This is a genomic window from Sphingobacterium sp. ML3W (genome assembly GCF_029542085.1).
Classification (GTDB): Bacteria; Bacteroidota; Bacteroidia; order Sphingobacteriales; family Sphingobacteriaceae; genus Sphingobacterium.
On record NZ_CP107036.1, the window covers coordinates 2,045,594 to 2,064,862 of the forward strand.

At 37.2% G+C, this 19,269-nt stretch carries 18 protein-coding genes; 4 read left to right on the forward strand and 14 right to left on the reverse strand.

Annotated elements, in window-relative coordinates; all coding sequences use genetic code 11:
* Nucleotides 1–852: 852 nt before the first annotated feature.
* Nucleotides 853–2,481, reverse strand: a complete 1,629-nt coding sequence (locus tag OGI71_RS08690) for a fimbrillin family protein (protein WP_282255003.1) — start codon at nucleotides 2,479–2,481, stop codon at nucleotides 853–855.
* Between the two features lie 71 nt (nucleotides 2,482–2,552).
* On the reverse strand, nucleotides 2,553–2,726 hold the full coding sequence (locus OGI71_RS08695; protein ID WP_282255004.1) for a hypothetical protein: 174 nt from the start codon (nucleotides 2,724–2,726) through the stop codon (nucleotides 2,553–2,555).
* A 1,256-nt stretch (nucleotides 2,727–3,982) separates the two neighbouring features.
* Here OGI71_RS08695 and OGI71_RS08700 point away from each other — a divergent pair.
* Both OGI71_RS08700 and OGI71_RS08705 read left to right on the forward strand, forming a co-directional pair.
* The gene (locus OGI71_RS08700) at nucleotides 3,983–4,936 is read left to right on the forward strand and encodes an AraC family transcriptional regulator (RefSeq protein WP_282255005.1); all 954 of its coding nucleotides are present in this window, start codon (nucleotides 3,983–3,985) and stop codon (nucleotides 4,934–4,936) included.
* Between the two features lie 557 nt (nucleotides 4,937–5,493).
* Nucleotides 5,494–5,883, forward strand: coding sequence for a hypothetical protein (locus OGI71_RS08705; protein WP_282255006.1), 390 nt, complete (start codon nucleotides 5,494–5,496; stop codon nucleotides 5,881–5,883).
* A gap of 41 nt (nucleotides 5,884–5,924) precedes the next feature.
* Here OGI71_RS08705 and OGI71_RS08710 read toward each other — a convergent pair whose 3' ends face one another.
* From OGI71_RS08710 to OGI71_RS08725, 4 genes are all read right to left on the reverse strand, one after another.
* A complete protein-coding gene (locus tag OGI71_RS08710; RefSeq protein WP_282255007.1) occupies nucleotides 5,925–7,277 on the reverse strand; it encodes a RagB/SusD family nutrient uptake outer membrane protein in 1,353 nt (450 codons plus the stop codon).
* 18 nt (nucleotides 7,278–7,295) lie between these two features.
* Nucleotides 7,296–10,502: a SusC/RagA family TonB-linked outer membrane protein gene (locus OGI71_RS08715; RefSeq protein WP_282255008.1), complete on the reverse strand. Its 3,207-nt coding sequence runs from the start codon at nucleotides 10,500–10,502 to the stop codon at nucleotides 7,296–7,298.
* Entirely contained in the window at nucleotides 10,495–11,364 is an 870-nt protein-coding gene (locus OGI71_RS08720) for a TlpA disulfide reductase family protein (RefSeq protein ID WP_282255009.1), read from the reverse strand. Before OGI71_RS08720 ends, OGI71_RS08715 begins: the two co-directional genes overlap by 8 nt.
* A 95-nt stretch (nucleotides 11,365–11,459) precedes the next feature.
* A complete protein-coding gene (locus tag OGI71_RS08725) occupies nucleotides 11,460–11,855 on the reverse strand; it encodes a hypothetical protein (RefSeq protein WP_282255010.1) in 396 nt (131 codons plus the stop codon).
* A 676-nt stretch (nucleotides 11,856–12,531) separates the two neighbouring features.
* Here OGI71_RS08725 and OGI71_RS08730 point away from each other — a divergent pair.
* Entirely contained in the window at nucleotides 12,532–12,888 is a 357-nt protein-coding gene (locus tag OGI71_RS08730) for a hypothetical protein (protein ID WP_282255011.1), read from the forward strand.
* 943 nt (nucleotides 12,889–13,831) lie between these two features.
* Here the strand turns inward: OGI71_RS08730 and OGI71_RS08735 are convergent.
* The gene (locus OGI71_RS08735; RefSeq protein ID WP_282255012.1) at nucleotides 13,832–14,779 is read right to left on the reverse strand and encodes an NADP-dependent oxidoreductase; all 948 of its coding nucleotides are present in this window, start codon (nucleotides 14,777–14,779) and stop codon (nucleotides 13,832–13,834) included.
* 89 nt (nucleotides 14,780–14,868) lie between these two features.
* Between OGI71_RS08735 and OGI71_RS08740 the strand changes: the two genes are divergently transcribed.
* On the forward strand, nucleotides 14,869–15,705 hold the full coding sequence (locus OGI71_RS08740; protein WP_282255014.1) for an AraC family transcriptional regulator: 837 nt from the start codon (nucleotides 14,869–14,871) through the stop codon (nucleotides 15,703–15,705).
* 287 nt (nucleotides 15,706–15,992) lie between these two features.
* Here OGI71_RS08740 and OGI71_RS08745 read toward each other — a convergent pair whose 3' ends face one another.
* From OGI71_RS08745 to OGI71_RS08775, 7 genes are all read right to left on the reverse strand, one after another.
* Nucleotides 15,993–16,388, reverse strand: coding sequence for a hypothetical protein (locus OGI71_RS08745; RefSeq protein WP_282255016.1), 396 nt, complete (start codon nucleotides 16,386–16,388; stop codon nucleotides 15,993–15,995).
* Nucleotides 16,389–16,502: 114 nt separating this feature from the next.
* Entirely contained in the window at nucleotides 16,503–16,625 is a 123-nt protein-coding gene (locus tag OGI71_RS08750) for a hypothetical protein (protein WP_282255018.1), read from the reverse strand.
* Nucleotides 16,626–16,893: 268 nt separating this feature from the next.
* Entirely contained in the window at nucleotides 16,894–17,322 is a 429-nt protein-coding gene (locus OGI71_RS08755; RefSeq protein WP_282255019.1) for a hypothetical protein, read from the reverse strand.
* Nucleotides 17,294–17,704, reverse strand: a complete 411-nt coding sequence (locus OGI71_RS08760) for a hypothetical protein (protein ID WP_282255020.1) — start codon at nucleotides 17,702–17,704, stop codon at nucleotides 17,294–17,296. Before OGI71_RS08760 ends, OGI71_RS08755 begins: the two co-directional genes overlap by 29 nt.
* Entirely contained in the window at nucleotides 17,701–18,027 is a 327-nt protein-coding gene (locus OGI71_RS08765; RefSeq protein ID WP_282255021.1) for a hypothetical protein, read from the reverse strand. The genes OGI71_RS08760 and OGI71_RS08765 overlap by 4 nt, the downstream gene beginning before the upstream one ends.
* A gap of 615 nt (nucleotides 18,028–18,642) precedes the next feature.
* Nucleotides 18,643–18,891: a hypothetical protein gene (locus OGI71_RS08770; protein ID WP_282255022.1), complete on the reverse strand. Its 249-nt coding sequence runs from the start codon at nucleotides 18,889–18,891 to the stop codon at nucleotides 18,643–18,645.
* Nucleotides 18,892–18,953: 62 nt separating this feature from the next.
* Nucleotides 18,954–19,196 (reverse strand): hypothetical protein, encoded by a 243-nt coding sequence (locus OGI71_RS08775; protein ID WP_282255023.1) that lies wholly within the window; start codon nucleotides 19,194–19,196, stop codon nucleotides 18,954–18,956.
* Nucleotides 19,197–19,269: the final 73 nt, after the last annotated feature.

Sequence of the window (19,269 nt, forward strand, 5' to 3'; positions counted from 1 at the left end):
CAAAGGTTTCAATAAGCTGTCTTTAGGGACTATGTTTCCATTTTTTTCCATATCAGTCTATTTTTACTGGCAATGGCTGTTTCCATTCACCTCTTATCACAGCGGCTTTTGATCCATATAAACGCACGATATAATTGAATCTACCCTTTAAAGGCATGGTAACCAATTAGTCTCCTTATCTGCTCCAGGAGATATAGCTTGTAAATATAGCGTTAGACTTCCATCGTGATTATATTTACTAACACTTTGAGAACATTTAAAAACCAATAGCATCTATAATTTCCTCAAGTTTAGGAGCAGAAAATCAATTTTAAATTAAAGTATCTCCCCTTCTTCTACTTTTATGCCTTTATCCATAAAATGCTACTACTTATAGAAGTTAATCTCTCTGATAATATCCATACCGACAGAACTTTTTCGCAATACAGTTTTCAGATTGTGTAATGAAGAAACATTTGTTAGATTACTAAATGTTCAGAGTAATAATCTTTATCCCACCAAGCTCTTCAGATCACATAGCTAAAAAAGCATGGATCTATCAGCATCGTAGAATTATAATAAAATAAATATAAGGAAAGAAAATGCCAGCTATTATGAATAAATAGCTGGCCGCTAACTAAACGTCAATCATAGAACAATAATGGGAGAATTATTGTCTAAACAAACACATATGATTTAATACGCAAATGTACTTAAATGATCATTGCTGGGAATTGTCAAAATCTGTAAAATGATTTTGATTTTCCATAATTACATCCAATAAAAGCAATTATCTTTTTTATTAATTATTAAAGTATTTTTTCAAAGCTGATCACATTTTAAAATTAGCAAATTTCGTTTTGGCCCTTATATTTATTCGGCAACGCAACGTAATGGGAAACCAAATGTACGTCCCTGAGATGTAACCTTACCATTACTATGGACTGTCCCACCATTATTTGAAACCTCCGTAGATGTCCAATAATTGGTTCCTCCCCCTCTGTATTCCAATCCTCCATTCGAAGCATTTCTGTCTCCCGGTACCGGAAAACTCATCATTACATTTCGGTTCCATTTGCTTGTCAATACAAATGCAGCACTGAAGTTTGAAGCTGACTCTGTCCAGTTCCCAATTCTACTGTATTTGGTTGCATTAACCAGTTTTTCCCATTCTTTACTCGTAGGTACCCGGTAGCCAGAAGGACAAGGGTCTTTGGCTGTTTTCACTGGTTTATCCTGCGAACCACTATTCCAGGAACCATTTGCCGCTGAACTTGTACTCCATCCGGAAATAGCACCTGTTTGTGTATCCGCATTCGCAACTGGACTGCTTTTTCCCCACTGATAATAGTTTCCATGGAGCCCTTTAACTGAAGGATTTTGATCTGGATTAAGTGAAGTGTTAGCTCCCATATTATGCCTCATCCAAATTACTCCCCGGATTCGGACAGCACTCTGATTGTTATGTGTCAACAAAATATCAGCAGGGGTAATATTCAATTTGAGATTATATTTTATACCGGGAGCAAAGGAAAGACCGGTTAACGCATCACTAGGAACATTGTAGGCTATTTCTCCGATTTTTATCTTGTTTAAGATAAATTTCCCAGAATTTGTCGCTGCGTTTAGGACTGTTGGTGCAGCTGTAATAGATGCTTGTCCAGTACTGCCAATTGCCGGAAACGCCACTGTAACCGTATCTACTGTTCCGCTCCGTTCAATACTCCCATCGGCAAGCTTCATATTTGCTGTAGGATAGTGAGAATCTAATCCTGCGCTTATTTCCATAATATTATAACCCGTTAATGAAGCATCGACTGTAACAGTAATCTGACTTAGCGTATGTTTGAGGACAATGTTTAAATAATTCTCTCCACTTGTAATGGTTTTGGTCTCGCTAAAATACATCAAATCACTTTTCCCATCAACGGCCAAACTGGTTGCAGAGAGATCGTCTTTCGATACAACCGGGAGATCTGTTTCACTATTTATAGAATAAGCGACAAAGGTATATTGCACTCCCTCATCTAAAAGTAGCGATTCTGATTCTGATTCCTCCTCTCGGACATAATCCCGTTCGGTAACATAATGTCCATCAGCATCATAAACAATTAACTTATACCGAACTGCTTTTGCAAGTGGACCTGTTTCTTTAGCTGCGCGTAACATGTTATTCGCTGCGGCTTTAATAATTCCCGGTTCCGTCTGTTCAATAGCTTGGGATTCTGATACAACAGCTTCAACAAAAAGATCATTACCAAGTTTAAATTCTCGAACTTGCTGCCCGGAACTTTTCATTCCTGCTCTCCCCAATTTGGCTACTTGCGAATCAGCAAAAACACTACCTTTCAAACTAATAAAGACCTTCGCCTTCCCTTCATGTATCTCTTCAGAATTATCAACTCTCTTACAGGACGATATCATTAAATTTATAAACATGAGACAGATTATCCCAAATGTACAACCGAACTGTGAAAAAGAAACTATCTTCTTGATTTTCATAATAAATTTATTAAAATGTAATTTTCTAAGGCTTAGCAGAGAAATTCGGCCAAACCATTTTTTATACTTGCCTACCAATTGGAATCTCCAGAAGCATCATTTCCAGTTTGCCATTCTTGAGATGCACTTCCATCCTCCGCTGTCGGTCTAACCGATCCCGCGGCAATCCCCTGTTCCAATTCAATGTTCTCTACCCCTATAAGTTGTGGGGCTACATACTTTAGTTTTTTCTCGTGTTCTTTCATAATTTTAAACCTTTAATCAAGATTAAAGCTGCAATAAATCAGTTAATTTTTATACTATTAAAATTATTAACATTAAAAATTAATACCCAGTAATTTCGCTTACTAAAATCTTTAAAATAGTTATCAAAATCCGACACATAACTCTCAATGCCAATTATTTACACCAAACAATCACATCTTATTCCTTTTGACTGCGCAGCTAACCTATAATTAACTTACAATTCAATTGATCGTGTCGCACTCCGTTATTCACAGATTTTTACATGTTTGTTTATTGAAATAAATTAGATCCTGACAAATAGTCTAATCGTTGTTAATGATTGTTTTCTTATATTTAAGTGATTTTGAAAGGATAATATATTAGTATTTTTAAATCAATTTACTATCCTTTCAATCCCATCAAGAATAAATGGACAATAATAAGGGATCGACATTCAATATGCCTGAATTTTATGATTTCAGTAGTCTATAGCATCAGAGAACCCAAAATCTTTAAAGTCCTAAAAAATGTGATATTCTAACTGAACAGATAACGAAGGTTCTTATCTTCCATTTACATAAAGATCACATTGGTGTTATAGGATATTTTGATGATAAGAATAATTTCATTGCGAATTATCCTAAGGCTAAGATTTACATTCAAAAACTTGAGTTAGATTTTGCATTGTTGCAAAAGAATAACTTTTCATACAACTTTCCAAAACCTCATATTACTAGATAATAAAGGGAATATAACAAATGAATGGCATCATATAAAAATGATTTTGATTGGGAAGAGGCAATGAATCTTCGAATCGATGGAAAAAAATAGCATCGGAAGAGCACTGGACCATCCTGTTCTATCATGACCTCAATATGCCCTTAAATTAATTTTCAACTGTAATTCAAAAATTGGATCAGATCTTCGATTTAAATTATTTTGATGGCATATTTTACACTAAAAATTACATATGCGTAGACTAAATCCTGAAAAATATCCTCCACTCAAAATATCTACAAACGGAACGTAATACTATTATTTTCTTTTCAAACATGAAGTTACTAAACTATTAATATTCTATTTTGTGAAAATACTATCCAAGATTATTTATCCAGCACAATACTGCTAAGTAAGTGGCTAAATCATATACTAAATTTGAAAGCAAATTTTAATCGAACAGATTTCGCCAGCTATCACTTTATATAAACAATCTGATATATAGATCGAGGCAGATTTTACACTTACTTCAATTTCCATAAATAATGTTTGAGGGGAAATGCAAAGGACAATTAAACATATATTTCAAAATAAAGTGCTGCTCACGGATTTAACGGAACAGATATCACAACATGGGAGCTATCTACTTCCCTTTGGCAATACCGAGCGGATTATTTTAGAGGAGGGAGTCATATATATCAAATATTTCAGCAATTATCTCTTCTATTTGGAACTGACGAATTATGAACTTCATGCAGACTTGGATGCTGGATTCATCAATGAAAAAACGAGACTCTTCTTATTTATGATGTTGCATGGAAATATAACTTTCTCTACCGTGGAGGGTCTTCCCATCACCTCAGTTGGAAAAGATACCTGTTATGTTACTTACAACCGAAAAAGTGAATTTCTTTATAAACTCCCAAAAGGCAATCACCAATTTTTTTATATCTGTCCAAAAACAGCTTGGTTGAAAAGTAATCTATTATTTGACCCTAGAATACGGGATTTTTTGGACAGCATGAAAACCAATAGTAAACTATTTGATCACATGTCATCATGTACGATCAATAATCATCTGCATGAACTGCTACTCCAATTATTTACTCTGAAGAATTACAAGCAGATTGAATTTGAATCCAATCTTCTGAATATCATAACAACAATTATCATCCAATATCAGATTCTACTGGATACAAAATTTTCACAACGTGCCTATTTGATCAAAGCGTACATTGATGCAAATTATTTTAATGAACACGTTGATATCAAAGCATTGGCCTCACATTTCAACATAACAGAAAAAACAATAATTCGCATTTTCAAAAATGAAATTGGAATCACTCCCTATCGTTATCTCCTGAAGGTTCGTTTGGAAAATGCAAAACGGTTAATAGTTACTGAAAATATGCTTCCCTCCCAAGTTTATCAACAAGTAGGTTATTCCGATTTGCAAAGTTTTAGAAGACAGTTCAAACATTTCTTCGGAATACCTCCATCTAAGGCTTCTTAAACCTAAGTTGCTTCATCATATTTATTAAAACCCAATAAAATAGGAAAAAATTCACATTTTTCATAAATTATTTGCATAAATCTCCCTGCATTTTGTCCATTTATTCCTACCTCCCCTCTCCGTACTATCCCGAACTTTAATATATCATTAAGATTGATTATGCATACCAAGGTACAGACCATTTTTCAATGGTAGTATTCCGACAAGATAGCTAATGTCTTAGGCTATCCATATCCGCTGGTATGCTTAACCGGGTCGAGATCGGATGTCGGAACAAAAAATAGTATTGCGATGACTACTATGAAAAACACCGAATAAATTGGGAATACTCCCCCTCGCTTCAACCATAGCTGGGGGAGTTAATAAAAAATTGAGTACCAGGTATCGTAAATTAATACGGCTATTTGCAAAAGTGGAGGAATTATTCCGAAGATAACTGACCTTTTGGTTTCAAGGAAACAAATTGGTCTCCGAATAGAATCACTCGATAGTATGACTGAGAGATAAAACCGACATACAGAGAATTGGTAAAATTTGAGAACTTAAATTACTGCATTATGGCAACAAAAAGAACAAGCTGGTTACGTACCGGTACATTAACAGTTTTAGGATTGGGTCTAGTATATGGTGCCCAAAGTTTTACAGACAAAGAAAAAACCAGAGTTGAAAAGACAGCGACGACATCATTAGTCGATCAGACCTGGTACAACAATGAGATTGTAAATTCGGATCCCACCAATCCGGCAAATTACGCATTGACACCTAAATATGAATGCGGTGATAAAACAGAAGAAATTTGTTCGATCAAAGCACCTAGCAATGGTTCTGGTCAACCAGATATGTCACATGTATTACCGTCGGGTGAAACGGTACAGCAACAGATTGAAGATGCAGTGGCAAACACTTCTACCAACACTACTGTACAATCATTCCGCTCGAATAAGTAATACTAACAGGGAGGCCCTCGAAAAGCCTCCCTATTCCCATTTTATCTCGGATTCTGAGGGATGTTACTTTGAATAATTACTTCATTAGGAATAAAGTATAAATAACGCGGATCATTCGCAGGCAGTTCATATCGTTTTATCTCTCCATTAACAATGATATCCCGTACAAGATTTACCGCATAATCCGGTTCTAAATTTAACCGCCTCAGGTCTGTCCATCTTACGCCACGGAATAACATTTCCTTTCGACGTTCGATTAAGACAGCACTCAGTAACTCCTTTCCATCTGATAATTCAACCGCCTTAAAAGTTTCTTTACGCACTCTATGCTGTAATAATTTATTCAGATCCGACAATGCATCAACAGAAGCCCCTAACCTCGCATTGCACTCAGCCCGAATCAAATAAAGCTCATCGTTGGCAAATCCTGAAAAATAGGAGGCTGAACGGCCAGAATAATATCCTTTAAAAGCATGCTCCGCCGAATTAACGGATTTAAAATAGACAAGTTTTCGTAAGTCATCTTTATCGTAAAGGCTGTATAATGACTTTGGAATTCTGGCCGTGCTATTATGTAAAGCACTGCTTCCTGATATCGTCGAGCCATAATAAATCATCTCCGCATTTTTTGGACCGATCGGAAAATCTGGCGTTGGATCAATCACATTAAAGTCCATCAGATCCCCATTAACTTTTAAGCTTTCATTCGCATAATAACGTGCCTGGTTATAATCTGACATACTTAGGTATACACGCGCCAGTGCAGCATAAGCTGCACGTTTACCCGGCCTGTTGATTTCAGCAGACTGATCCCTTAAATACACAATTGCTCCGGTCAAATCTGCAATGATCTGTTTGTATGTTTCATGAACCGTCGCACGGCTTACAGGTACATTGAAATCAGAAGTTAACCGGATTGGTGCCCCATACGGACTTTCTCTATCCTTATCAAATAAAGGACAATATAATTGAGCAATATAATATAAAGCCAATCCGCGAACAAACATGGCTTCTCCTTTGATATCAACATTTCTGATCGGTTGAAGCCGCTCCACACCTTCCAATACGATATTAGCAATCATAATGGTATTATAACACGCCTTCCAATTTCCAGCATCCATGGACAGCATTTCCTTATTCCAGGTATAGGCTTCCTGATAGCTTGGCTGCAATTTATTATAGTCAGCACCATCTAAATAATAATCATCCGTTCCCAATTCGATCAGTCCCGGAAAATAGAGATTTATCTGTGACTCGAAGTCCAATAATGCCCTCAGGTCCTGTTCCCTATCGGGTGTTGCTGCGGATAATATCGATTTTTCATCCAAAAATTTTGTACAGGACTGACTATAAAAACTTAACATTAAGATGCTTAAATAAATAAGATATTTCATTTGGATCCCTCCTTTTTATTAAAAGTGAACAGATAGCCCCAGACTATAATTTCTAGCTGGTGGCATATTATTAAAGTCCGGGTCAATCCCCCACTTATTCGCTTTCCATAGCAAAACCACATTGTTAACCATCGCATAAAACTGTACCGGATATTTTTGCTTTATCTTCCATTGATACTGTAAGCGTATATCCTGTAAACGTATTAGATCTCCTCTGCCAATATTGGCCTCCGAGTAGGCGTAAAAATTATCCCGGTTTGAGTTAGCCGGATAGGTCATGGAGGGGACAGTTGTCCTGGTCTCATCGCCAGGATTTTGCCATCTGTCCGAATAATCTCCATGAGTCCGCCAGCCATTGAAAAGATCCATATAATTGATTGTTTCCTTTTGAAAGAAATGACCAAACTTATAAGCAATATTTACATTCAAAAGCCATGATTTCCACCTAAATTCCTGATTTAATGAACCATAATAAGGTGGGACACCCGTACCGTGATATACAAGATTTTGCATAGAATCCACCAGGATCTTCGCATAGTCTTTAGACACTTCACCTTTAAGAACTCCTTGCGGATCACCGGTATTGGGATCTAGCCCGGCAAACCGATAAGAGAAAACAGGATAGAGTGCCTTCCCCTCCAAAGGAGACAGCTTTCGTCCTGAATAAGATGTAAAATTTAGTGCTCTCCATGTACCACCATAGTATTTATCCACATTATCTCTATTTATGGTAAAAAGTAACTTTGCATTCCATTTGATGTTGTCATCCAAAACTTTAGCACTAATATCAATATCTACCCCTCTTCCCGATGCAATTGCGACATTTTGACGCACGGCACTAAACCCGTATGTCGGATCAATGGGATCCAAAGCAAATAGATCAGTCGATTTTTTAAAATAAGCATCCGCCGATAGAATGATTCTGTTGTTGAATAATCCTGCATCCAACGCAACGTTGATCATACGCACATCTTCCCAACGAAGCGATGGGTTGGGTAACAACGATACTATTGCACGGGGAAAAGTACTCACATCAGTATTCAGACCTGACATATAGCTGATAATAGGTAAACTCGTGCTCATTCCGCCCGAGTTACCGCTATGCCCCAGCGTAGATCGAAGTTTAAGGCTACTGATAGCATTGTTTTTTGGAAAAAAAGTCTCCTCGGATAATTTCCAGGCTAAACCTGCCGACCATAATGGATTCCATTTATTATTGGCATTCACCCCAAAGAGATTTGACGCATCCTTTCGTCCGCTTACTGAAAGGATATAGCGTCCCATATAAGAATACGAAGCATTACCAAAAATGGATACATACCTACGTACCCTCTTGTCAAAACCCGTTGTATATGGAATACGGCTCGGTCCCCCCAGCCCATCGTAGATCGGATAAGCACTTACCGGATCTATCAACAGACTCGTGTAATAATTTTCGTCAAAACCATAGGTTGTGAATAGTTGAGTTTCCTGCCTACGCGTCGAAACCTCAGATCCTCCAAAGAAATTCAGTTCATGCCGGCTATTCCAATTCTTACTAAAATTAAGCTGAATCCTTCCCTTATGACTGGTGAAGTCATCGTTTCCGTTGCTAAGGATACCACCTAAAGGCACGATACGATTAGCGGTACCTTTGTCTATCTGCGTAAACCGATTGATCAGATCACGTGTAGAAAAAGACTCTTGTCCACGTAAAGTCCTATTTGCCCCCAGTTGTCCTTCAAACCCATATTGACCTGTAATATCAATAGTGTTCCATAACCTTAATGACAGCTTTAGGCCAGCGTTCCAATAGTTGATATTATTATTCGCCTTGGATCTTCCAAATTCATCCAGTGGTCTATAAAACCAATCCAATAAGCCTTCGTTGCGCTCCGTGACAGACTCTATATATCTAAAATTATACTGCAATGGAACCGGTAGCGGATTGCCGTCCCCATCAATCAATTTTGCGTAAGGATAGAGATTCGTCCTTCCCCCACCAACATTTATCGGATAATCCGTTAGATCGGGATTATAGCTGTTCTTCATATTGGAATACATCAAATTGGACTCAAGCCTAAATTGCTTCCAGAAATTTAACTGATAACTACCGTGGATTACCAACCGTTGATTATGGGTCTCCTTTTTGTTAAGTGCATTTCGGTCATAACCGATTCCTATACGGTAGCCACTTCTTTCCCCACTTCCTGACAGTGCAATATTATTCTGACTGAGCACACCTTTACGATAAACATAATTAAGCAGGTCATCACGGTAATCCAAAGTTTTGTAACGCTGGATACGGGCTTCGACTTCCTTTTGAGATATTAACCCCTTGGCGAGATCATCCAGGGCATCCACGACAGGAGAAACAATATTGCGATTGGCATTCGAACTATTCAATGTCGCATTATAAAAGCCTTTATCGAAAAGCATTCTTTCAACATCAATAAATTCTGCTGAAGACATTCTTGGGACATACCAGAGATTCGGCTTATCCGAAATCGTAATATTGGAAGAATAATCAACAGCGGTTCCCATTTGTCCATTTCGATTTTTGAGCTTGATTACAATAACACCGTTGCCAGCTCGAGCTCCCCAAACCGACGTCGCAGCGGCATCTTTGAGCAGTGTCACTGTCTCCACATCATTGGGATTAATGCTGTTTATATCTCCCTCAAAAGGGAGGTCATTAACAATAATCAAAGGCCCCATCTGTGCGTATGACAGTGTATTTATGCCCCGTATATTAATTTGGTTTGTACCGTCGCGTCGATCCATCTGTAGTGCCGAAAAGTTGCCTTCCAATCTGTCCAATATATTTCCTGAGGACATCCTTTGTGTTATAATTTTATTATCAACCTGGGCAAACGCACCCGTAGCACGATCCTTAGGAATACGCTGATATCCGGTCTCAACCATAACTTCGGCAAGTTGATTGGTTTTCTTAGACAGTATGATCCGGAAAATCTTATTTTTTGATTCCGACAATAAGAAAGTCTCCGTACTAAAGCCCATATGGCTTACGGTAAATCGCTCATCGGGAAAAATAGACAAAATCTGAAAGTTTCCCCTGATATCAGTTTTTGTCTGGAGCCCGGAACGAGATAAGATAATATTTGCTCCCGGAATGGCCTGCTTAGATTCATCCAATACGGTTCCTGTATATTTCTGTTGTGCCTCCACCACATCAGAAAACAGGACAAGTACAATAACTGACCAAAAGATAAGGTACCTATTCATAATTTCCCTGCCCCCTCAACATGTTAATAACCTCATCAATCTGTTCGCTATTCACAAAGCTATGACCGGTAATGGCCAGAACAATACCACGCGGGGATACCCATACATACCGTGGAATAGAAGCGTGCGGAAATAAGTGGAACAGGTATTCATCATTATAGACTGTCGGAAGTGTGCTTCCACCAATTTGGGACAATGTTTCGCCATAGGTTTTCTTTATTTTAGAAAGATCGTCCCTACGGTGCTTTGCATTGACAAGCACAAAAGCTACTTTATCCCCATACTTTTGGCTCAGCTTCTCAGCTTTTCCCATCTGTGAAAGACACATACCACACCAGCTTGCCCAAAAGTCGAGAATAATCATCTTACCTTTGTATTCTTCAAAACTTTTCGTAACAGTAGTTCCATCGACATAAAAAAGATGTTTTTTTGTGTAAAAGTCCTCTGGAACAGATTCCCCAACCATTACAGGATACGCCGTATTATCCTGAATACTTTTGTCATTTAATTGTGCTTGTACTCCTTCAAACTTGAACAGAAAAATAATTAATAAAACATAGTACTTTATAGAATTTACAGGACTACATCTCTCTAAAACAGACGTTAGAAATTCTTTAATTTGAGATCTGTCATTTTTAAGCCCATAGGCCCCGCTGTCCTCACGGGGCTTCTGAACCGATAAACTAAACATAGAAACAAAATTCCTATTCGGAAATATTCCGTTTGCAACACCATAGCTTATTGTTGCAGTAGCTTGGTTAGTTGCGGATAAACCTTTTTTGTTATTCAACAGAAAATCAGCCAATAATCGAATTTTAAGCACCGCAAGCGAAAAGATACCCACGGTTTTTGTTTTCTCCATATAGAAAAAAAATAAAGAGTGGGTAATGCCTGCGGCGCTTTGGCAGATGTAGGTAAAATATAGTGTATCAATTGAAGTAAATAATTTCATAGTGCTCATAATTTGTTTTTAATGGTAGTTGATACTTGTTCGAAAAGTTCATAAACTTCTCCATTAGCCTTTAATTGCAGCTCTCCTACGGAAGACTTAGGTTTGTTGCCTGCATCCAATCCTCGCAAATCCACGTTCCTACTATGGGCAGCGAAGTAGCCTCTAAATACACAGAGAAGGGATATCAAAAATTCCTGAGTTTTATTGATGTCTTGGAAACTATTTTCGATGTCTGATCTATCAAGCTGATTGATAAATAAATCGAAAATATGATCCCGACAGTTTTTTATATCGTATTTATCCCAGAATTCTTGAATATCTATTTTCGGATCATATTCTTTCTCGTAGATTTTAAAAAATGCTAAATCTAATTCAAGAAGCTTAGCGAAAAACGTGCTCATATCTTAGTTTGTTTTTATTCGAAGCGAAAAGCATAGTACGCCCATTCCGATCTAAATCAGGTTTTTAGTCGCTATACAATTCAAGCCACGAAGACAATAAATTTTTTATTATTTGGAAGCCAGATTGCGTTTGAAAGGTGGTTTATAAAAGATTTTATATTAGCGATACGCATTCCATGGTTAAATGAAGTCAATTCCACTGACGAGGCCATCCCAGCTACTCAGGGGCGCTTATTAGGTTTTTGAGAAGTAATTTTTTATGGTTCATAACTGCTTTATTTTTACTGAAAATAAAGCGAGAGAAAAGAAAAACGGCATAGTTCTCTACTCGCCCCCTCCCCAGCCAGGATCGGAAAGACGAGTGAGCTTCCTATGCCGCAAATCAAATATATCAAAAAATATAATTGCACGACAATAGGAGCGCCACTCGCTGCATCCTATTTCCTAAATTTGGCTGGGGAGAGTCAGATGCATTAAATTTTGCTGCAATCTAGAATCTAATCTAGAATTATTTAATCATAAGCTATTTAAACTTTAATATTTCATGTTACTACAGTTAGTTCAACAATTCAAATATATAAAACTTAATTTTAACCTCCAAATTTTGGATATAAAAACCCATTATTTGGAGGTTAAAAATTGTGTTTCCATCGATTTTCCAACCTCTTTTGTATATATGAAAGAGACAATTGGAAAGTATATCCAAAAATTTTTAAGATTTAAAGGTATTTCAAATAAAGATGCAGCAGAATCAATTGGTTTATCTGAATCTGCATTTGAAAAATTTCTTACCAAAGAAGATATTTTAATAAGCAGATTATTTAAACTTTCTCAATTCTCTGCTGAGAATCTAATGCAATTCTACTATGAAAAAGAACCTTTGGCATCATTTAGAAAAAAAGAAATTTTGGAATTTCAGCAAAAGTTGGAATTTGCTAATGTTCTTATAGAAAAGAATAATTTAATTATAGAAAACCAAACTAAATATATAAAAGAACTAGAGAACAGATTAAAAAAACTGAATGCAAAATAGTAGTATTTATTTAGTATTTATTTAATGAGTCAAAATCCACCTATGGGTGCCTTGAAAGTTTTTAGAAAAAGCATGAAAATCCTATCAGCAATATTTCCAAAAAAAAAGTCACCCTATTCGTTCATCTGGTCCGCTAAAAGCCTAGCAAAAAAAAGGTAGTATCAAAATTAAATCCGTTAATTGGTATACAAATATGAAGCTTGGTGTTACAGGACATTTTTATGAATCTATTTAATTTTACTTTAGCCAAAACCTCCTCCACGGCCTTAGCAATCTCATTTGACAATTCGAAACCTTTGTCCTTAATTTAATTAAATAACCTGTACGCTTTGATTTCTGAGCGTACAGGTTTCCAATTAATATAAATGAATGTAAATAAAGAACGCAGCGCTGAAAACAGACCCGATGTCAACGCAGTAAGGGAAAGTAATGAACCTATATTATTTTCACTCTATATGATTAAAATAACATATTCACAAACAATCTTTTCATCATGTCTTTACAGCTATTTTATTTACACTATAAAATTATGGTATATATCATTTGAATATTCATTCTTTTTATTACAAAAACACTTGTTTTTATTATTAAAATCCGATATTTCATAGGATGAGATTAATGTTTAGAAGTTAATGGAAGAGCTATACTAACGAATTTATTTGCCATAATTGATTATCCATCCCTTAAAACAATATCTTGAGTTAATGAAAAAACGGACAAGTTTTTATTTTCAAAATACTACTCCCAATTTTGATAAGCAAGCATAAGCCCTATGAGATTCGCCTTATTAAAACGGTCAGATTAGAATCTATTTCTTCTACTATCATGTATAAATTCTCTTGTTCTACCAAGGCAATAAATATGAAATTAAGCCGTGAATATCGGATTCGCATATTCCCTTTTTCTTATAGTTTCATTAGAAAGTTCTATATTCCCCTTTTTTTCATAATCTAACGACAACTTTACCAACCGTACGGTTTGATTCAATCTGCAAATGCGCCTTGCCCATTTCGTCAAAATCGAAAACATGACTGATGTGCGGTTTCAGTACCCCCTTTTTCAGTAGTGATGCAATGTGACACATATCCTCTCCACTTGAATAGACCGACATAAAATAACAGGTATGAAGCTTTTTATCCTGCGCTTTTAACTCATCCGTCTTGCTGTGCCCCGAAGGTAAGGTCACTATCGTTCCGAAAGGCTTCAGTACCTGAACCGATTTCTGAAAATTTTGGCCTCCGATAGCTTCCAGGACAAAGTCAACAGGATCCAATACTTTCTCAAAGGCTGTATTTTTATAATCAATAAATTCGTTTGCACCCAATCCCAATACAAATTCCCTGTTTGCTGCCGATGCCGTTGCGATGACATGCGCTCCGATATATTTTGCGATCTGCACTGCAAAATGTCCCACGCCACCGGATGCTGCATGGATCAGTACGCGGTCCGTTGGTCTCAGCTTACCGTAGCTATCAAAAGCCTGCCATGCCGTCAAAGCCGCCAGCGCGCTTGCCGCGGCTTCCGTATGGCTTATGTTTTGAGGTTTCACAGCAAGCTGATCCGCAGGTGCTGCTACATACTCCGCATAGGCTCTGCCATGGCCGACGAAATTGACCATTCCGAATACCTGATCGCCAAGGCCAAGGCCAACTACTTCATCACCTATTTCGGTAATCTCACCAGAAATATCCCACCCCAGGATTAGGGGATGGTATTTTGCGAGGTCTTCAGCCAGAGGCGCTTGTCGGCTACGCACCTTGACGTCGACCGGATTGATGCCGATTGCCTTTACTTTAACCAATACCTCATTGGCTTTTATTTTGGGTTTTTCGATTTCCTGATACAATAGATGTTCGATTCCGCCAAATGTTTTCAGTACAATTGCTTTCATTTGTCCTTATTTGATTGACACAAAAATAGACTGATAAAAGCTAATATAACAGGTACATTTCAAGCCAATTTAGGTACCTTTATATTTATATGGCAAAAAAAGAAAATTTGCACAAGTCATTGGAGGTTTATTATGAAAAAGTGGACAGTTGCCCTATACGGGACCGACAGTTCAATTTTTTTGAATTTGTGTATGTTATATCGGGCAAGGGGAGTTATGCGATCAACGGTAATGATCTGCCTTTTACCGCCGGAGATCTTTTTCTGATCACGCCCAAAGATTGCCATGCATTCGAACTTGGGTGTACCTGTGAATTTATGATCGTCCGATTTGCTCCCAGTTATGTAAAGGCCTACAATTGGCAAAGTATTGACCATATCGAATGTTTATTATACTATTCATCCCATCTTTCCGGATCCATTTTGGTCAATACAGATGACAGGCTGACTGTTGCTTCTCTTATCGATGCCATTCAGCGTGCTGTCGAACAAAAAAATATCTATAATGAAGATTTGTTAAGACATCTTGTCAACGCTATTATTGTCATCGCCGCGAGAAATATTTCGATTACAAAACCTGAAAGGCTCTCACCCAATGCCGATGTCCGTATGTTGAAAATTCTGGACTACATACAGGAACATATTTGTTGTCCCGACCGCATGAAGATTTCAGCAATCGCCCAAGAGTTTGGTGTATCGCCGACTTACCTTGGTAGTTATTTCCGAAAGCAGTGCAATGAATCCATACAGCAATATATTTCTACCTATCGTATTCGGCAGATCGAACACCGTTTACGTTTTAGCGACAGAAGGGTGCATGAGATAGCTGAAGAATTCGGGTTTGCTGACGAGAGCCACATTAACAAGTTTTTCAAGAGACATAAAGGGGTAAGTCTCAAAGCATATCGCGTCAGCTTACAAGCGTAGTATAAACAGTGGAATACGCTGCCGAAAGAAGCTCTATTGGCAATAAATACATAAATTGAAAACTATTTTAAAGATTTTCGGAAACTCGAAACACTTTATTTATAGTCCCTTTGAAAGGTTTATTTTCATAAATGGTTTTTAATGAAACCAATTGGTACATTCATGGCCAGCTGTCTCCATGCAGCTGTTTTTTTTAACGGCAAAAATTACTGAATAGAAAAACCTGTGTTACTTTGTTTGAAACAAAGAACACAGGTTTGACATCAAAATAAAATTAAAAGTATATATTAAGTTCTTATTTCTGTTCCGAAATGCAACGAATAGGTAGGAAAACCGGAAGTCTTACCTAGATTATGGGGTTGATTATAATTACTGGTCCTCATTTCTAGATAGCTCTTACCTAAAGCAAACCGCGTCAAATTGCTTCCGTTTACCGAAGAAGTCCAATATTCACCGCTTCCTCCTCGCCAATACAGATTCCCCTCTCTCGCTGAACGGTATCCCGTAGCGGGAAAAGTTAATTTTACATTTGGATTTGCTTTACTTGTCAGAACTTTCGCCGCCCCTATTGTATTTGCTGTACTGTTATCCATATCTCCCAAAGAGCATAACAGGAAGCCTTTATGCTTTTTTTTGCAATGAATCTTGACAATTGTACACCATATAAATGTGATATTACTCATATTTAGTTAAAAAAAAGCGGGTAAAAAGCCTGGTCTAGTAATCCAGTCTTTTTACCCGCTCCAAATTGATATGCCTTTGTGCAAGTGCAAACAATAAGCTATTGTATTAATCGCCTACTTTCTTTTTTTACGGAAGACATTATCCGTTAAATCTTTAGAGACTGTATCTTTTTCTTTTTGATATGAAGATTGGGTTTTCTCTTTTGTGCTTTTTTCCTTTTTCGAATCTTTACTCATGATGTATTGATTTTATAGTGTGTACGGTCCTCTTCCTTTTCTATGTTTATTCTTGATCGGGAAGAATAATATTAAGCTGTTACGTGTTCTATCCGTTAAATACGCTAGCTACTAATTGTTGAAAGATGTATCTTAGAGAATTTAAAGATAAAACATATGATGTATTTATCATATCGGATCTACAGAATGGGATTATATGAAATATTAGATCACTTTAATAAATATACCAGTAATATTTAACAATAAGGCGCTAACTGTTCTAAATAAATCAATTTGCACTTTCCCCCTTGTAATCCTCCATTTTCAGCCTTGCCATCAAATAGCTTATAGTGGATTCTGCACCTTGATTGATATTGACCTCATGTTCTTCCAGACCATCAAAACAACCACCGGTAACTGGATTATAAACAATTTGACGAAGATGATTCCGTCCCAAAAACCATTCGAATACTATTCGGATAGTCTTCCTATACTGCTCATCTTTCGTGAACTTATAAAATCTATCTAACGCAACAATGGTATAAGCAACATCAATCGGTTGCTCTCCGCCCTGGAGCTCGTTTGTTGGCTGGCCGCGATGTGCCCATCCTTTATTGGAAACCACATGAATCTCATTGTCGACAATAATCCTGCTCAACAAGAAATCAAAGGATTGATAGGCGATATCTCTATATCTGCCTATCCGCAGTAGTTTCATAGGCGATCAACATGGCTTCGGAGATAACAATGTTGCCATAGGTCAGGTAAGATTCATACCATTGCCAATCTGTAGTATTCTCATGTTCAAACATAGCCACCAAACGGTCAGGCAGGACTTCTATGATTGCCTTATAGTTTTTACCCTTCATAAAACTAAAGCCCTTAATGGTAAAGGCCATCGATCTTGTCGAATAATAAACCATGGCATGTCTAGAGGTCCGCTCCAAAAGCTCTATAGCAAGTTTGACTATTCTTTCAGGCAAAAGATTGGCCAGGCCAATCACTTCGCCGAGGGCCCACACTGCCCGTCCGTTGGCATCTTCTAGATTATCTAGTTCATTTTGCACCGTAAAATTACCATACCCGTCGACGTAATTCAAAAACGTGCCATCACATTGCATACAATAAGCAATAAAATCCAAATATTTTGAATCAGAGCAATATCTTCATAAGATTCATATAATTTATAGTGATGTAACATGGCTATAAGCGCTCTTGCATTGTCATCCAACGCATATCCGCTTGCAATGTCAGGTGAGGAAATATCCGCAAATTGAACAAATCCACGGTCCTCAGACATTCGAAAAATATGATCCAGGTTGACCGGTGGTATTGAAAAGATCATCTCCCTCGTTTGATCTATAAGAAGCTCAAAAAGGCAAACATGGGCAATAGCAACGTTTTGCCAGGAAGTCTTAACCATCTTTTGAAGGTTCAAATGATGGATCTTATTTAATTTAAGTTCATCATCCAAATTTGATTGACCGCAGCTGCAAGCTGATCAGAGGCTCCAAAATCGATTGTGACACCCATATCTTCTTTTAAAACTTCCTTTACATGGGGAATTGGTGTTGATACAATAGGACATCCAGAGCTCAACGCATAAGAAAATGCGCCGCTAACTGCTTGTAAAGAATCATTTTATGTAAAAAGATACACGTCGGTGATCGATAGATAGGCCAGCAAGTCTTCTGTTGATAGAAATTCATTAACGAATCTGACATAATCTGAAATGCCGTATTGATTAACTATTGCTTCAAGTTGATTTCTATATGTCTCTCCTTCACTCCGTAGCAGATTAGGATGCGTCATCCCCAAAATAAGGAACTTTATATTTGGATTTTGTTCGATGATAGCGGGCAGTGCATATAGTGTGGTTTCTATACTCTTGCTAGGGCCCAGTAAACCAAATGTACTGAGGATTTTATTGCCCACGAGACTGTAATGCTCTAGAATGGCGTGTTTATCGATTGCTGGAGCTAAGTGTGTACCATGCGCTATTACCGTTATTTTATTAGGGGGTATTTTGTATGTATACCTAAGGATATCTGCAGATCCCTACGTCATAACTATCATAAGATAATTGCTTTTTTTCCAAAAATTCACTTAGATAATAGTATTTTTCACCTTCTTTTATAATTTTTAAAGGACTTTCCGTAGCAACATCACTTTTCCATTCACCGACGAAAAAATCTGGATCATAATATGCTTTGGTTTCCAATTTATATTTTTCCGCTTCCTCCTCGGTAATCTTTGAAAAATTCGCACTTTCATTATTAATACTCATTTTCATTTTCTTAGGATCATCGGTAATATTCATAGAAATTGTGACCGAGCCAAGACCACTGGTTAACTGCGTAACTGCGTACTTAAAGTTTTGTCATCTTTGTTATAAGCTGCCGGTGATTCAAGGTCCAGACTTTTGACATAGAGTTTTTCGCCTTCCTTCTGTATTTCAAGAATCTCAGAGTGGTCTTTTCCATCTTCTTTCCAATATCCTAAATATTGATCCTCTTTAGAGTGTGAGCAAGAAAACAGAAGAATGATAAAGCTCAGCACCACCAGAGTTGCTATGGTATTTTTCTTTTTCATAATGTAACGATTTTGAATGGTTACGTTTTATCTTTAATAATACTTATAATATTATCTTTAAAATTACTTATAA

Excerpts from the sequence above, each read along its gene's own strand:
- OGI71_RS08740 (WP_282255014.1), top strand. The coding sequence starts at position 14,869 with ATGGCAAAAAAAGAAAATTTGCACAAGTCATTGGAGGTTTATTATGAA.
- OGI71_RS08775 (WP_282255023.1), bottom strand. The coding sequence starts at position 19,196 with ATGAAAAAGAAAAATACCATAGCAACTCTGGTGGTGCTGAGCTTTATC.
- OGI71_RS08715 (WP_282255008.1), bottom strand. The coding sequence starts at position 10,502 with ATGAATAGGTACCTTATCTTTTGGTCAGTTATTGTACTTGTCCTGTTT.
- OGI71_RS08710 (WP_282255007.1), bottom strand. The coding sequence starts at position 7,277 with ATGAAATATCTTATTTATTTAAGCATCTTAATGTTAAGTTTTTATAGT.
- OGI71_RS08705 (WP_282255006.1), top strand. The coding sequence starts at position 5,494 with ATGGCAACAAAAAGAACAAGCTGGTTACGTACCGGTACATTAACAGTT.
- OGI71_RS08770 (WP_282255022.1), bottom strand. The coding sequence starts at position 18,891 with ATGAGTATTAATAATGAAAGTGCGAATTTTTCAAAGATTACCGAGGAG.
- OGI71_RS08750 (WP_282255018.1), bottom strand. The coding sequence starts at position 16,625 with ATGAGTAAAGATTCGAAAAAGGAAAAAAGCACAAAAGAGAAAACCCAA.
- OGI71_RS08755 (WP_282255019.1), bottom strand. The coding sequence starts at position 17,322 with ATGAAACTACTGCGGATAGGCAGATATAGAGATATCGCCTATCAATCC.
- OGI71_RS08720 (WP_282255009.1), bottom strand. The coding sequence starts at position 11,364 with ATGGAGAAAACAAAAACCGTGGGTATCTTTTCGCTTGCGGTGCTTAAA.
- OGI71_RS08730 (WP_282255011.1), top strand. The coding sequence starts at position 12,532 with ATGAAAGAGACAATTGGAAAGTATATCCAAAAATTTTTAAGATTTAAA.
- OGI71_RS08745 (WP_282255016.1), bottom strand. The coding sequence starts at position 16,388 with ATGAGTAATATCACATTTATATGGTGTACAATTGTCAAGATTCATTGC.
- OGI71_RS08695 (WP_282255004.1), bottom strand. The coding sequence starts at position 2,726 with ATGAAAGAACACGAGAAAAAACTAAAGTATGTAGCCCCACAACTTATA.
- OGI71_RS08725 (WP_282255010.1), bottom strand. The coding sequence starts at position 11,855 with ATGAGCACGTTTTTCGCTAAGCTTCTTGAATTAGATTTAGCATTTTTT.
- OGI71_RS08700 (WP_282255005.1), top strand. The coding sequence starts at position 3,983 with ATGCAAAGGACAATTAAACATATATTTCAAAATAAAGTGCTGCTCACG.
- OGI71_RS08765 (WP_282255021.1), bottom strand. The coding sequence starts at position 18,027 with ATGGTTAAGACTTCCTGGCAAAACGTTGCTATTGCCCATGTTTGCCTT.
- OGI71_RS08735 (WP_282255012.1), bottom strand. The coding sequence starts at position 14,779 with ATGAAAGCAATTGTACTGAAAACATTTGGCGGAATCGAACATCTATTG.
- OGI71_RS08690 (WP_282255003.1), bottom strand. The coding sequence starts at position 2,481 with ATGAAAATCAAGAAGATAGTTTCTTTTTCACAGTTCGGTTGTACATTT.